Origin of the sequence: Nonomuraea sp. AD125B, from assembly GCF_041402765.1 — a bacterium.
In the GTDB taxonomy this organism is placed as follows: Bacteria; Actinomycetota; Actinomycetes; order Streptosporangiales; family Streptosporangiaceae; genus Nonomuraea; species Nonomuraea bangladeshensis.
Genome location: NZ_JBGLOU010000016.1, coordinates 183,862 through 196,887 on the forward strand (window position 1 = coordinate 183,862; position 13,026 = coordinate 196,887).

15 protein-coding genes are annotated in these 13,026 nt (G+C 71.4%); 8 read left to right on the plus strand and 7 right to left on the minus strand.

Annotation, left to right across the window (positions count from 1 at the left end):
- Positions 1-59: 59 nt before the first annotated feature.
- From ACBR40_RS36150 to ACBR40_RS36160, 3 genes are read right to left on the minus strand one after another with little or no spacing between them, the layout of a single operon-like run.
- On the minus strand, positions 60-470 hold the full coding sequence (locus ACBR40_RS36150; RefSeq protein WP_364454263.1) for a DUF2000 domain-containing protein: 411 nt from the start codon (positions 468-470) through the stop codon (positions 60-62).
- Positions 471-521: 51 nt separating this feature from the next.
- Positions 522-1,391 (minus strand): SRPBCC domain-containing protein, encoded by an 870-nt coding sequence (locus tag ACBR40_RS36155; protein ID WP_371251641.1) that lies wholly within the window; start codon positions 1,389-1,391, stop codon positions 522-524.
- Complete coding sequence (locus ACBR40_RS36160; protein ID WP_344217595.1) at positions 1,366-1,962, minus strand: helix-turn-helix domain-containing protein; 597 nt, start codon at positions 1,960-1,962, stop codon at positions 1,366-1,368. Before ACBR40_RS36160 ends, ACBR40_RS36155 begins: the two co-directional genes overlap by 26 nt.
- 65 nt (positions 1,963-2,027) lie before the next feature.
- Here ACBR40_RS36160 and ACBR40_RS36165 point away from each other — a divergent pair, with 65 nt between their 5' ends.
- On the plus strand, positions 2,028-2,858 hold the full coding sequence (locus ACBR40_RS36165; RefSeq protein WP_371251642.1) for an AraC family transcriptional regulator: 831 nt from the start codon (positions 2,028-2,030) through the stop codon (positions 2,856-2,858).
- Here ACBR40_RS36165 and ACBR40_RS36170 read toward each other — a convergent pair.
- Entirely contained in the window at positions 2,855-3,883 is a 1,029-nt protein-coding gene (locus tag ACBR40_RS36170) for a GDP-mannose 4,6-dehydratase (RefSeq protein ID WP_329590329.1), read from the minus strand. The genes ACBR40_RS36165 and ACBR40_RS36170 overlap by 4 nt on opposite strands.
- A gap of 241 nt (positions 3,884-4,124) precedes the next feature.
- Here ACBR40_RS36170 and ACBR40_RS36175 point away from each other — a divergent pair, with 241 nt between their 5' ends.
- The 4 genes from ACBR40_RS36175 (at position 4,125) to ACBR40_RS36190 (ending at position 8,298) form a co-directional block, all read left to right on the plus strand.
- On the plus strand, positions 4,125-5,369 hold the full coding sequence (locus ACBR40_RS36175; RefSeq protein WP_344217601.1) for a glycosyltransferase family 4 protein: 1,245 nt from the start codon (positions 4,125-4,127) through the stop codon (positions 5,367-5,369).
- A 38-nt stretch (positions 5,370-5,407) separates the two neighbouring features.
- Positions 5,408-6,118 carry a methyltransferase domain-containing protein gene (locus ACBR40_RS36180; protein ID WP_344217603.1) on the plus strand — a complete coding sequence of 237 codons (711 nt, stop codon included), beginning with the start codon at positions 5,408-5,410 and terminating at the stop codon, positions 6,116-6,118.
- A complete protein-coding gene (locus ACBR40_RS36185) occupies positions 6,115-7,182 on the plus strand; it encodes a prenyltransferase (protein ID WP_371251643.1) in 1,068 nt (355 codons plus the stop codon). The genes ACBR40_RS36180 and ACBR40_RS36185 overlap by 4 nt, the downstream gene beginning before the upstream one ends.
- 111 nt (positions 7,183-7,293) lie before the next feature.
- Entirely contained in the window at positions 7,294-8,298 is a 1,005-nt protein-coding gene (locus ACBR40_RS36190) for a DUF1702 family protein (RefSeq protein ID WP_344217607.1), read from the plus strand.
- A 36-nt stretch (positions 8,299-8,334) separates the two neighbouring features.
- Here the strand turns inward: ACBR40_RS36190 and ACBR40_RS36195 are convergent, their stop codons facing one another.
- On the minus strand, positions 8,335-8,964 hold the full coding sequence (locus ACBR40_RS36195) for a class I SAM-dependent methyltransferase (RefSeq protein ID WP_371251674.1): 630 nt from the start codon (positions 8,962-8,964) through the stop codon (positions 8,335-8,337).
- Positions 8,965-9,049: 85 nt separating this feature from the next.
- On the opposite strand from ACBR40_RS36195, the gene ACBR40_RS36200 reads away from it, so the two are divergent.
- The 3 genes from ACBR40_RS36200 to ACBR40_RS36210 are packed head-to-tail and all read left to right on the plus strand — an operon-like array spanning position 9,050 to position 10,801.
- A complete protein-coding gene (locus ACBR40_RS36200; protein WP_344217609.1) occupies positions 9,050-9,502 on the plus strand; it encodes a pyridoxamine 5'-phosphate oxidase family protein in 453 nt (150 codons plus the stop codon).
- Positions 9,499-9,690, plus strand: a complete 192-nt coding sequence (locus ACBR40_RS36205; protein ID WP_020544112.1) for a ferredoxin — start codon at positions 9,499-9,501, stop codon at positions 9,688-9,690. Before ACBR40_RS36200 ends, ACBR40_RS36205 begins: the two co-directional genes overlap by 4 nt.
- 25 nt (positions 9,691-9,715) lie before the next feature.
- On the plus strand, positions 9,716-10,801 hold the full coding sequence (locus ACBR40_RS36210; RefSeq protein WP_371251644.1) for a Zn-dependent alcohol dehydrogenase: 1,086 nt from the start codon (positions 9,716-9,718) through the stop codon (positions 10,799-10,801).
- 50 nt (positions 10,802-10,851) lie between these two features.
- Here the strand turns inward: ACBR40_RS36210 and ACBR40_RS36215 are convergent, their stop codons facing one another.
- Both ACBR40_RS36215 and ACBR40_RS36220 read right to left on the minus strand, forming a co-directional pair.
- Positions 10,852-11,859: a sugar phosphate isomerase/epimerase family protein gene (locus ACBR40_RS36215; RefSeq protein WP_344217614.1), complete on the minus strand. Its 1,008-nt coding sequence runs from the start codon at positions 11,857-11,859 to the stop codon at positions 10,852-10,854.
- A 2-nt stretch (positions 11,860-11,861) separates the two neighbouring features.
- Positions 11,862-13,019, minus strand: coding sequence for a Gfo/Idh/MocA family oxidoreductase (locus ACBR40_RS36220; protein ID WP_344217616.1), 1,158 nt, complete (start codon positions 13,017-13,019; stop codon positions 11,862-11,864).
- Between the last annotated feature and the right edge of the window lie 7 nt (positions 13,020-13,026).

Sequence of the window (13,026 nt, forward strand, 5' to 3'; positions counted from 1 at the left end):
ATGGTGGCCGGCGCGTACGGGCGAGCGGCCGAGCGGGGTTCTGTGGATGACCGGCGGGGTCAGGGGTGCAGGGACAGGCCCTTCAGGGTCTTGTCGAGGGCGTTGCGGGGGCCGTGGACGGCCAGGCCGACCAGCATCAGCTCGTCGCTCGCCACGGCCCGCACCGCCGCCCGGTTGTCCGCGTCATGGCCCGTCTTGAACATCTCCTCGATGTAGACGGCCACGTCCATCCCCCGCCCGATCGCCTTCTCCCGGATCCCGCGCAGTTGCGCCAGCCCGCCCTCGTACACGAGCACCGGCTGGCGGAACATCGGCAGGTACGCGACGCCCGACCCGTCCGCGTACGGCTCCCCCATGGTCTCCGGCACCCCGCCCGCCACCGCGCTCGCCAGGAAGGCGGTCACGTTGAGGCGCTGCCAGACGGCCAGGTCGTCGCGTACCACGATGGCGATCTTCGTATCGAAACGCATGGCCCATGAGCATCCCCGTCCACAGGCCACCCGTCTTGTACGCTCGTGCGCCTACGCCGGCTCCAGGATCGGACGCCAGTCCGGCACCTCGTGGTAGCGCCGCAGCTCCGCCAGCCCCGCCAGGATGCCGCCCCACGCCGAGTACGGCGGCTGCCCGGCGTCGAAGCCGCTCTGCACCAGCGTCAGCCGGGTACGCCCGCCGCTGCCCTCCAGCTCCCACGTCCCGATCCTGCCGCCGCCCCAGTCGACCGAGAACGTACGCTCGGGCACCAGCTCCAGCACCTTGGCCGGGCTCGGGTCGTTGTCCAGGCCGCCCATCGCGAAGCGCCCGCCCACGTACGGCTCGATCTCGATCGGGTACCCGAACCACTTCGTCACGGCCTCGCTCTCGATCAGCGAGGCGAACACGTCCGCCGGCGAGGCGTCCACGACGGCCTCGGCGCGCAGCTCGGACGAGGTGAAGTCGACCCGCGGCGTCAGCTCGCGCCCCTCCAGGTGCTCGGCCAGGTTGGCGATGGCCAGGCACCAGTACGTCTGCAGCACGCCCCGGATGCTCTTGCCCGTCATGGCGTCCTGGAAGTCGAAGTGGCTCTGGGACACCGTGACGAACGTGGCGACCGGGCCGTCGGGCTCAAGGGCGAACTCGGTGGTGGTCTCCTCGCCGTCGAGGACCCACGCGAAGCGCACGGTGCGGTCGTCGGCGTGCAGTAACCGCTGGTGCGGCGCGTCGCCCTCGGGCGTGGTGGGCCCCCAGAAGGCGTAGCGTCCGGCGGGCAGGTCCACCTCGGCCTGCTCGGCGAGCCAGACGCGCAGCTCGGCGGGGTCGGTCAGCGCCTCGCGGACCCGTGCGATCGGGGCCGGGACGCGGGCGCGCAGCATCATGGGGGCGGCGGGCTCAGGCGTCTGCAGGTCGTCGGTCATCGTCATCGTCTCCTCGACGGTCGTCGGTCTTGGGGTAGCAGGCCACGGCGAGTTTGAAGGCGTCGCCCTCGGCGCCGCCGTAGCGGGTGAACAGGTCCTGGAGCATCGTCTGCAGGTCGGTGAGGAACTGCTGGCGCTGCTCGGTCCGTAGGTGGATCTCGCCGGACAGGCCGACGGAGGGCAGCTCGGGCGCGGTGCGGTCGAGCGCCGCGATGTCCTCCTGCACCTCCTCCATGAGATCCAGGAGGTAGCCGAGGCTGAGCTCGTCGCGGGCCCGGCGCAGGCCGCCGATGCGGCCGACCAGCCGGGGCGACAGCCAGTACGACCGCGCGCCGGCCTGGTAGATCCCCTCGGAGATCCCCCGGACCTTGCGCTCGGCGACCTGGTCCACGAGGCCCGCCTCGACCAGGCGTTTCACGTGGTAGTAGACGCGCTGCGGCGTCTGGCCCAGGACGGCGGCCACCTCCGAGCAGGTACGAGGCTCGGCGAGTTGCCGCAGCACCTCGACGCGTTGCGGCTTGAGCAGCGCCTCGGCCTGCTCGATGGCTTCCAGGTACAGGATGTCTCTCATCGCAAAAATCATCCTTTACGTAAAAACTCTCTTTGTCAATGGGGGACGCGAGGAGGATTGGAGGCGTGGGAAGGGACTGGGCGCGGTACTGGCGGGCCGGGCGGCGACCGCTGGAGGCCATGCACGCCCACTTCGAACGGCACGTCTACCACCGCCACAGCCACGACACCTACTCCTTCGGCGTGACGGAGACCGGCGCCCAGTCGTTCACCTGCCGAGGCGCGGCGCACACGAGCGCGGCCGGCATGGTGATGGCGTTCAACCCGGACGACCCGCACGACGGCCACGCCGCCGACACGCTCGGCTTCACCTACCGGATCGTGCACATCGGGCCTGAACTGGTGGCCGACGCGCTGGCGGACGCGACGGGCCGCCGGGCGCCACTCCCCCTGTTCGCCGCCCCGCTGGTGGCGGACGCGGCGGCGGCGGGCGCGCTGCGCGCCTTCCACCGGGCGCTCCTGGACCCGGCCGCGACCGCGCTGCGCAGGGACGAGCTGCTCGCCTCCACGGTCGCCCACCTGGTCAGGGCGGCGGCGACGCAGGCCCCGCCGGACCCGCGCAAGGCCCGCGAGAGCTCAGCGGCGACCGCGGCCCGGGCGCGCGCCTTCCTGGAGGACCACCTGCTCGACGACCCGACCGCCGAGGAGCTGGCGCGGGCGACGGGCGGCAGCAGGTTCGCGGTGTACCGGGCCTTCGTGGCGCGCTACGGCATGCCGCCCAGCGACTACCAGCGCCTGCTCCGGCTGCGCCGCGCCCGTACGCTGATCGCGGACGGCGTGCCGATCGGCGAGGCGGCGGCGGCCACGGGCTTCACCGACCAGAGCCACCTGACCCGCTGGTTCGTCCGCTGTTTCGGGCTCACCCCCGGCGCCTACCGGGAAGCCGCACGGGTCTAGGGCCAGGAGCCTTCCTGGTCGGGGTCGCCACCGTCGGTGAGCAGCTTCATGTCCGCCTCGACCATCATGGCCACCAGCTCGTCGAACGACACCGTCGGCTCCCAGCCGAGCTGGTTGCGCGCCTTCTTCGGGTCGGCGCACAGCAGGTCCACCTCGGCGGGCCGGTGCAGCGTCTGGTCGGTGACGACGTACCGCTCCCAGTCGAGCCCGGCGGCGGTGAAGGCGGCCTCGGCCAGCTCGCGCACCGACTTCATCCGCCCGGTGCCGATCACGTAGTCCTCGGGCCGGTCGGCCCGCAGCATGAGGTGCATGGCCCGGACGTAGTCGCCGGCGTACCCCCAGTCGCGCCTGGCCTCCAGGTTGCCGAGCCGCAGCTCGGCGGCGAGCCCGAGCTTGATCCTGGCCACGCCGAGCGAGACCTTCCTGGTGACGAACTCCGCCCCGCGCCGCGGCGACTCGTGGTTGAACAGGATGCCGGAGACGGCGAACATCCCGTACGACTCGCGGTAGTTCTGGGTGAGGAAGTGCCCATAGGCCTTGGCCACGCCGTACGGCGAGCGCGGGTGGAAGGAGGTGCGCTCGTTCTGCGGCGTCTCGCTGACCTGGCCGAACATCTCCGAGGACGACGCCTGGTAGAAGCGGATCTGCCCGGAGGCCGCCGAGGCGCCGCCGCGCGAGACGCCCGAGCACACCCGGATCGCCTCCAGCATGCGCAGCACGCCCATCCCGGTGACCTCGGCGGTGAGCTCGGCCTGCTCCCAGGACATGGGCACGAACGAGATCGCCCCCAGGTTGTAGACCTCGTCGGGCTGGACCCGCTCGACGGCGGAGATGAGCGACCCCTGGTCGAGGAGGTCGCCGCGGACGACCTGGACGTCCGACAGCAGCCTGCGCACGCGGGAGACGCGCGGGTTGGCCTGGCCCCGGGCGAGGCCCCAGACCTCGTACCCCTGCTCCAGCAGGTGCTCCGCCAGATAGGAACCGTCCTGGCCGGTGATTCCGGTGATCAGAGCGCGCCTGGCCAAGGGTCCTCCAACTTCGCGTCACGCAATCCCGTTGGGACGGAATGTACCGCTATGCACCACGAAAGAGCAGCAGCCCGGCCTAGAACGTGTTCCACAGAACCACGTTCGGTTACCGCAACGTCGCATGTCGCACGGCCTGCGGGGCCGAATGTGAGCAATTCTCGGTGACCTACCGAATGGTAGCCTTCTCGGGCTAAGGTCACATTCAACTGATCTCAGGCGCCTACCGGCGGAGAAAGGGGTGTCCGTGCGGGAGCGAACGCTGCGGATCGCGCTGCTGTCCTACCGCAGCAAGCCCACCTGTGGCGGCCAGGGTGTCTACCTCCGCCATCTGAGCCGCGAGCTGGTCGCGCTCGGACACCACGTCGAGGTGTTCTCCGGCCCGCCCTATCCCGAGCTGGACGAGGGCGTCATCCTGCGCGAGGTGCCCAGCCTCGACCTCTACCGCGACGAGGACCCGTTCCGCACCCCCAAGCTGCACGAGTACCGCGACTGGATCGACCTGCTGGAAGTCGGCACGATGTGGACCGCCGGGTTCCCCGAGCCGCTGACGTTCACGCTGCGCGCCCTGCGCGAGCTGAAGAAGCGGGTCGGCGACTTCGACGTGGTCCAGGACAACCAGACCCTCGGCTACGGCCTGCTCGGCATCCAGAAGCTGTTCCCGGTGGTCGGCACCATCCACCACCCCATCAGCGTGGACCGCCGCATCGAGCTGGAGGCCGCCCAGGGTGTGAAGAAGCTCACGATGCGCCGCTGGTACGGGTTCGTGAAGATGCAGTCGCGCGTCGCGCCCCGGCTCAGCCCGATCCTCACCGTCAGCGAGTCCTCGCTCGCCGACATCCACCGCGACTTCAACGTCCCCCAGGCCAATCTGCGGCTGATCCCGCTCGGCGTGGACACCCGCTACTTCCACCCCCGCCCGGACAAGCCGAAGCGCAAGGGCTCGATCGTGGCCGTGGCGAGCGCCGACTCCCCCATGAAGGGCGTGGCCACGCTGCTGCGGGCGGTCGCCAAGCTGTCCACCGAGCGCGACGTCAACCTCACCGTGGTCAGCAAGCCCACGCCCGGCGGCCCCACCGAGCAGCTCGTCCAGGAGCTGTCGCTGCAGGACCGGGTCCGCTTCGTGCACGGCATCTCCGACGACGAGCTGGGCGAGCTGATCGCCACCTCGGAGATCTCGGTCGTGCCGTCGCTGTACGAGGGCTTCTCGCTGCCCGCCGTCGAGCACATGGCCTGCGGCACGCCGCTGATCGCCAGCCGCACCGGTGCGCTGCCCGAGGTCGTCGGCGACGCGGCCGTACAGGTGCCGCCCGGCGACGCCGAGGAGCTGGCCGCCGCGCTGCGCCGCCTGCACGACTCCCCCGAGGAGCGCGAGCGGGTGGGCAGGGCGGGCTACGACCGCGTCATGGAGCGCTACACCTGGCACGTCGTGGCCAAGCGCACGGTCGAGGCCTACCACGAGGCCATCGCCGCACACCGCCCCTGACCCCCACCCCCGACACCGATCGCGAGGAGAGACCACCAGTGCTGACCGTGGACTTCGCCCGGCTGCCCGTCGGCCCCGGCGTGCGCGTGCTCGACCTGGGCTGCGGCGGCGGCCGGCACGCCTTCGAGGTGCTACGTCGCGGGGCGGACGTGATCGCCTTCGACATGGACCAGGCGGAGCTGGACAACGTGGCGAACATGTTCGCGGCGATGGACAAGGCGGGCGAGGTGCCGCCGGACGCGAGCGGCCGCACCGTCCAGGGCACGGCGCTGGACATGCCGTTCGAGGACGGCAGCTTCGACCGGGTGATCGCGGCCGAGGTGCTGGAGCACATCCCCGACGACATGGCGGCCATGGCCGAGATCTTCCGCGTGCTGAGGCCGGGCGGCACCGCCGCGATCACCGTGCCGAGCTTCCTGCCCGAGCGCATCTGCTGGGCGCTGGACGAGGCGTACCACACCGCGCCGGGCGGCCACGTGCGCATCTACACGCTCGCCGAGCTGTCGGCCAAGCTCAAGTCCACCGGCTTCGAGATCGGCCCGCACCACCACGCGCACGGGCTGCACTCCCCCTACTGGTGGATCAAGTGCGCGGTCGGCGTCAACAACGACGACCACCCGCTCGCGAAGGCGTACCACGAGCTGCTGGTCTGGGACATCATGAAGCGCCCGGCCGTCACCCAGATCGCCGAGGCCGTGCTCAACCCGATCATCGGCAAGAGCGTGGTCCTCTACGTAAAGAAGCCATGATCTCCCGAGCGGAGGTCGTACGCACGGCCGAGAGCATCGCCGCGCTGCAGCAGGAGGACGGCGGCGTCCCGTGGCCGGAAGGGCACGTGGACGCCTGGAACCACGTCGAGTGCCTGATGGCCATGACGGTCGCGGGCCTCGCCGAGCCGGTCCGGCGCGGCTACGCCTACCTGGCCCGCCACCAGCGCGCCGACGGCTCCTGGCCGATGAAGCTGGTGGACGGCGCCGGCGTGGAGCTGGGCGGCGAGACCAACCACGCGGCCTACGTCGCCGTCGGCGTCTGGCACCACCACCTCGTCACCGGCGACCGGGCCTGCACCGAGGAGTCCTGGCCCATGGTCAAGGCCGCGCTCGACTACGTGGCCGGGCTGCAGACCGAGCGCGGCGAGATCGTCTGGGAGCGTGACGCGCGGGGCAGGCCCTCGTCGTACGCGCTGCTCACCGGCTGCTCCTCCATCCACCAGGGGCTGCGCTGCGGCGTGCTGCTCGGCGACCTGCTGGGCGACCCGCAGCCGCATTGGGAGCTGGCCGCCGACCGGCTCGCGCACGTGCTGGGCGCGCATCCGGAGGCGTTCGCCGACAAGAGCCGCTTCTCGATGGACTGGTACTACCCGGTGCTCGGCGGCGCGGTGCGCGGACAGCAGGCGTTCGAGCTGCTGGACCGCGAATGGGCCACGTTCGTGGTGCCGGGGCTCGGCATCCGGTGCGTCTCCGACCAGCCGTGGGTGACCGGGGCCGAGACGTGCGAGCTGGTGCTGGCGCTGGACGCGCTCGGCGACCGCGAGCGGGCCGCGCGGCTCTTCTCCGACATGCAGCACCTGCGGCACGAGGACGGCTCGTACTGGACGGGCTGGCAGTTCGTGAACCGCAAGCACTTCCCGCACGAGCGCTCCGGCTACACGGCGGCGGCGGTGGTCCTCGCGGCCGACGCGCTCATGGAGCTCTCCCCCGGCTCCGGGCTGTTCCGCGACGTGGAGCGTACGGCGACGTTCGATCCCGACGTGTGCGGCTGCGCGGCCGGCATCCGCGTCCCCCCGCAGGCGGCCGAGCGGGAGACCCCCTAGGCAAGCGCTTTTGCCGCTTCTTTGCCCCGGACGTCCGGTGTGCCGCCGGTGAGGGCCGCATTGGGGTCACTAGCTTCGTGAGTGGCCGTACGAGGCGTCTTCGGGGGAAGCGTGGGCGACACGGGCACAACTTCGTTCTTGGACCAGGCCGGGATCGAGCCGACACTGACGCCGGCGAAGAGACTGCGAAGGTTCCTGACCAAGGATCCACTGGAGTCCGATCTGAGCCGGCGGAGATTCCGGCTCAGGCCCGGACCGGCTCGAACGGTCTTCTCGGAAGCCGAGAAGTCATACATTTTCGGCTTCAATGCGGTGATGTCGAAAGAAGTGGAGAAGGTCGAGGAGGTTCCCGCGGACCGGCGGCCCTTCGGCTACGAGGGGGCGGCGGCCGCCTGCACCGTACTCGACCTGCTCACGCTCTCACGGGGCCGGCGCCTTCACGAGCTGCTCGCCGGCCCCGCCCGGCACCACCGCCACGCCGCCTACCTGGGGGCCGGGCGCGGCTACGCGCTGCTGCGGCTGCGGCCGGTACGCGGCGCGCGCCTGGCCCACCCGCTGCTGCGCTGGCTGGCGGTGGACGGCTTCGGCTTCCAGCGCTCACTCTCCAGGACCGACCGGCTGGTGGGCGAGCGGGTCATGCCCGACCTGCTGACCCGGGCCCACTGCGCGGCCTTCGACCAGGGGCTGGGGCGGCTGCTGTGGTACCACGACTGCGCCGCGCCCGACGACGTGGCGGCCAGGATCGCCGGCTTCCCCGCCGTGCGGCGGGCGGACCTGTGGAGCGGGGCGGGGTTCGCGGCGGCGTACACGGGCGGTGCCGAGCCCGAGGAGCTGCGGTGGCTGGCCGAGCACGCCTCGGCCGACGGCTTCCGCGCCCATCTGGCGCAGGGGTGCGCCCTCGCGGTGGCCGCCCGGCTGTGCTCGGGGACGCTGCCCGAGCACACGGGGCAGGCGGCGGCCGTCCTGGTGGGCGCCGACGCCGAGGAGGCGGCGTCATGGACCGACCAGGCGCTCATCGAGCTCGGCCACGAGGCCCGCACGCACGACGACTTCCGTGGCTGGCAGGCGCGGATCCGCCAGTCGTGGACCCGCACCCGGCGCCGCCAGAGCGCCTGAGCGGGCCCGAACCGGCCTGCGCCAAGCGCCGGAGAGTCAGATGCCCGGCGCGACGCGCTCCAGCACGCGCAGCGAGCCCTCCACGGACTTCTCCTGGAACGCTCCGGACTCCAGCGCCCGCAGATAGACCCGGTAGGGCGCCTGACCGCCGTCGGCCGGGTCGGGATAGATGTCGTGGAAGACCAGCGCCCCGCCCTCCCGGACGTGCGGCGCCCAGCCCTCGTAGTCGCGGGTGACCGGCTCCTCGGAGTGGCCGCCGTCGATGAAGAGCATGCCGAGCGGCGTGTTCCACAGGGCGGCCACGCGCTCGGAGCGTCCGACGACCGCGATGACCTCCTCCTCCAGGCCCGCCGAGGCGATCGTGGCGCGGAAGGTCGGCAGGGAGTCCATCTTGCCGAAGCGGGGGTCCACGAGGGTGGGGTCGTGGTGGGCCCAGCCGGGCTGGATCTCCTCCGAGCCGCGGTGGTGGTCGACCGTGACGACGACGGAGCCGGCCTCGCGGGCGGCGGCGCCGAGGTAGACGGCGGACTTGCCGCAGTAGGTGCCGATCTCGCAGATCGGGCCGAGCGCGCCGTAGTGACGGGCCGCTTCGTAGAGTGCCAGCCCTTCGGCGAGCGGCATGAACCCCTTGGCGTGCTTGGCTGCGTGGAGCAGCTCCGGCGGCATCGACATGGAAGGCCACCCTAGCCGAACCGAACAACATTCCAGGAGCCTCTTGCAGCCCACTTCTGGAACCTGTTCTACTGGCCACGTGAATCAGCGCGCTCGCATCGCGATGTCGGACGAGGAAGTGGCCGCCCTCCTGGAGGGCTCGCGCAAGCTGCAGCTCGCGACGATCAACCCCGACGGCACGCCCCACCTGGTGACGATGTTCTACGGCCTCGACGACGGCCGCATCGCCTTCTGGACGTACGGCAAGGCCCAGAAGGCCCGCAACCTGGCCCGCGACCCCCGCGTGAGCTGCCTCATCGAGGCCGGCGACGACTACGCCGAGCTCCGCGGCGTCCTGCTGTACGGCAAGGCCGAGCGGATCGACGACCCCGACCGGATCATGGACATCGGCATGCTCGTCGCCCGCCGCATGACCCCCGGGGTGGCCGACGACCTGCTCCGCCCGTACGTCGAGCAGACCGGCCGCAAGCGGATCGCGTACGTCGTCGAACGCACCAAAGTGGTCTCATGGGACCACAGGAGGCTGTCATGAAGGTGAAGGTGGACGAGCTGGTCTGCGAGGCCAACGCCGTGTGCATGGGCCTCGCGCCGGAGGTCTTCGACGTCGACGACGACGACCAGCTCCACATCCTGCTGCCCGAGCCACCCCCCGAGCTGCACGACCGCGTCCGGCACGCGGTCCGCTCCTGCCCCAAAGCCGCCCTCTCCATCGAGGAATAGGTCCACCGCCGAGGAGGAACGCCCCATGCGTGCCGCAATCCTGACCGCCGTAGGCAACGACAAGCTGGAGATCCGCGACGACGTGACGCTGGTGCCCATGGGCCCGGCGGACGTGCGCGTACGGATCAGGGCCACCGGCGTCTGCCATTCGGACCTGTCCGCCATGTCCGGGGTGCTGCCGCAGCCCGTGCCGCTCGTCCCCGGCCACGAAGGGGCGGGCGAGGTGGTCGAAGTGGGCGAGCACGTCGACAACCTCCAGCCCGGCGACCACGTCGTCATCAACTGGTCGCCCGCCTGCCACGCCTGCGACCTGTGCCTGGGCGGGCAGCCCTACCTGTGCACCAAGTTCATGATCGAGTCGTTCAGCAACGGCCGGTTCCGGCTGGGCGGCGACACGACGGCGTTCGGGATGGCGGGCTGCGGCACCTGGGCCGAGGAGATCATCGTGCCCTGGCAGGGCGCGATCAAGATCGACCCGGAGGTGTCGTGGGAGGCGGCGGCGCTCATCGGCTGCGGCATCACGACCGGCGTGGGCGCGGCGATCAACACCGCCAAGGTGCGTCCCGGCTCCACGGTCGCGGTGATCGGCTGCGGCGGCGTCGGCCTGTCGGTCATCCAGGGCGCCCGCGTCTCCGGCGCGAGGACGATCCTCGCCGTGGACCCGCTGGAGTCCAAGCACGAGCTGGCCAAGAAGGTCGGCGCCACCCACGCCGTGACCCCCGACCAGATCCCCGACGCGATCAACGAGCTGACCGGCGGCGCCGGCTTCGACTACGGCTTCGAGGTCGTCGGCAAGGCCGCCACCGTCCAGACCGCCTGGCAGATCACCCGGCGCGGCGGCGACGTCATCGTGGTCGGCGCGGGCGCGATGGACGACATGTGGTCGGTCTCGGCCTTCAGCCTGCTCTTCGAGGGCAAGCACCTGCACTCCAGCCTGTACGGCGAGTCCGACGTGCGGCACGACTTCCCGTACTTCGCCAAGCTCCACCAGGCCGGCAAGCTGGACCTCGACTCGATGATCAGCGCCAGGATCCGCCTCACCGACCTCAACGACGCCGTGGCGGCCCTGCGCGGCGGCGAGGTGCTGCGCCAGATCGTCGTGATCGACTGACGGACCAAGCGCCTGGTCCCGCCGGATCGCTCCGGCGGGACCAGCGCGTGTCACTCGGTGGCGAAGGCCGCGTCGAAGGCGGTGGCCGGCGGCGTGATGGCGTTGAGCGTACGGATGTAGCCCACCGCCTCACGCGCGCCGTCCAGCCGGTCCATGCCGGCGTCCTCCCACTCGATGGAGATCGGCCCGTCGTAGCCGATCGCGTTGAGCGCCCGGAAGCAGTCCTCCCAGGGCACGTCGCCGCGCCCGGTCGAGACGAAGTCCCAGCCGCGCCGCATGTCGGCCCAGGCCAGGTGCGACGACAGCCGGCCGCGGCGGCCGTCGCCGACGCGCATCCGGGTGTCCTTGCAGTCGACGTGGTAGATGCGGTCCTTGAAGTCGAGGATGAAGTTCACCGGGTCGATGTCCTGCCACACCATGTGCGACGGGTCCCAGTTGAGCCCGAACGCCGGCCGGTTGCCGACCGCCTCCAGCGCCCGGACCGTCGTGTAGTAGTCGTAGGCGATCTCGCTCGGGTGCACCTCGTGGGCGAAACGCACGCCGACCTCGTCGAAGACGTCGAGGATGGGGTTCCAGCGGTCGGCGAAGTCCTGGTAGCCGGCGTCGATCACCGAGGCGGGCACGGGCGGGAACATCGCGACCGTGTGCCAGATGGACGAGCCGGTGAAGCCCACGACCGTGTCCACGCCGAGCAGCGCGGCGGCCCGCGCCGTGTCCTTCATCTCCTCGGCCGCCGCCTGGCGCACCGACTCGGGGTCGCCCTCGCCCCAGATGCGGGCCGGCAGGATGCCCTTGTGCCGCTCGTCGATCGGGTGGTCGCAGACGGCCTGGCCCACCAGGTGGTTGGAGATCGTCCACACCTTCAGGCCGTGCTTGTCGAGCTGGGCCCGCTTCTGCTCGACGTACGACGGGTCGGCGATCGCCTTGTCCACCTCGAAGTGGTCGCCCGAGCAGGCGATCTCCAGCCCGTCGTAGCCCCACTCGGCCGCCAGCCGGCACACCTCCTCGAACGGCAGGTCCGCCCACTGTCCGGTGAACAGGGTGATTGGTCGGGTCATCGTCAATCCTCCACGTTCGTGTAACGGCCGCCGTCGGCCGCGCTGCGCTCGACCGCCTCCAGCACCCGCTGCACCCGCAGCCCGTCGGCGAAGGAGGGCGACGGGTCGGCGCCGGTGGCGACGGCCTCCAGGAAGTCCTTGATCTCGTGGGTGAAGGTGTGCTCGTAGCCGAGGCCGTGGCCGGGCGGCCACCAGGCTCCCGCGTACGGGTGGTCGGGCTCGGTGACCAGGATGCGCTCGAACCCGCCGCCGCCCTCGGAGACCCACAGCTCGTTCATCGACTCGAAGTCGAAGGCGAGGCTGCCGAGCCCGCCGTTGATCTCCAGGCGCATGGCGTTCTTGCGCCCGGTGGCGAACCTGGTGGCCTCGAAGGAGGCGAGCGCCCCGCCCGACAGCCGGCCGATGAACAGCGCGGCGTCGTCGACCGTGACCTCGCCGGTGGACTCGGCCCGCGACGCGCCGAGCCCGGCCGACTCGCCCGCGAGCGGGCGGTGCTTGACGAAGGTCTCGGTCAGGCCCGAGACGCCGACGACCTGCTGGCCGGTGACGTACTCGGCGGCGTCCACGATGTGCGAGCCGATGTCGCCGAGCGCGCCCGCGCCCGCCTTGTCCTTCTGCAGCCGCCACACCAGCGGGAACTCGGGATCGACGATCCAGTCCTGGAGGTATTGGGCGCGTACGTGCCGGATCTCGCCGAGCCGGCCCTCCTCGACGTACCGGCGGGCCAGCGCGATCGCCGGAACCCGCCGGTAGTTGAAGGCCACCATGCTCTTGACCGAGGACGGCGCGGCGGCGGCGGCCCGCACCATCGCCTCCGCCTCGGCCACGGTGTTGGCCAGCGGCTTCTCGCAGAGCACGTGCTTGCCGGCGGCGAGCGCGGCCACGGCGATCTCGGCGTGCGAGTCACCGGGCGTGCAGATGTCGACGATCTGCACGTCGTCCCGCTCGATCAGCGCGCGCCAGTCGGTCTCGGCGGCGGCCCAGCCGAGCTGCGCCGCCGCCGCCTCGGTGCGCTCCTTCGACCGGCCGCAGATCGCCGCCATGCGCGGCGCCAGCGGCAGGTCGAAGAAGGCCCCCACGCTCCGCCAGGCCTGGGAGTGGACGCGGCCCATGAACGCGTAGCCGATCATGCCCACGCCGATGGTGGTCTTGTCTGACATGCAACCC

Excerpts from the sequence above, each read along its gene's own strand:
- ACBR40_RS36220 (WP_344217616.1), bottom strand. The coding sequence starts at position 13,019 with ATGTCAGACAAGACCACCATCGGCGTGGGCATGATCGGCTACGCGTTC.
- ACBR40_RS36205 (WP_020544112.1), top strand. The coding sequence starts at position 9,499 with ATGAAGGTGAAGGTGGACGAGCTGGTCTGCGAGGCCAACGCCGTGTGC.
- ACBR40_RS36155 (WP_371251641.1), bottom strand. The coding sequence starts at position 1,391 with ATGACCGACGACCTGCAGACGCCTGAGCCCGCCGCCCCCATGATGCTG.
- ACBR40_RS36185 (WP_371251643.1), top strand. The coding sequence starts at position 6,115 with ATGATCTCCCGAGCGGAGGTCGTACGCACGGCCGAGAGCATCGCCGCG.
- ACBR40_RS36215 (WP_344217614.1), bottom strand. The coding sequence starts at position 11,859 with ATGACCCGACCAATCACCCTGTTCACCGGACAGTGGGCGGACCTGCCG.
- ACBR40_RS36210 (WP_371251644.1), top strand. The coding sequence starts at position 9,716 with ATGCGTGCCGCAATCCTGACCGCCGTAGGCAACGACAAGCTGGAGATC.
- ACBR40_RS36195 (WP_371251674.1), bottom strand. The coding sequence starts at position 8,964 with ATGCCGCCGGAGCTGCTCCACGCAGCCAAGCACGCCAAGGGGTTCATG.
- ACBR40_RS36160 (WP_344217595.1), bottom strand. The coding sequence starts at position 1,962 with ATGAGAGACATCCTGTACCTGGAAGCCATCGAGCAGGCCGAGGCGCTG.
- ACBR40_RS36150 (WP_364454263.1), bottom strand. The coding sequence starts at position 470 with ATGCGTTTCGATACGAAGATCGCCATCGTGGTACGCGACGACCTGGCC.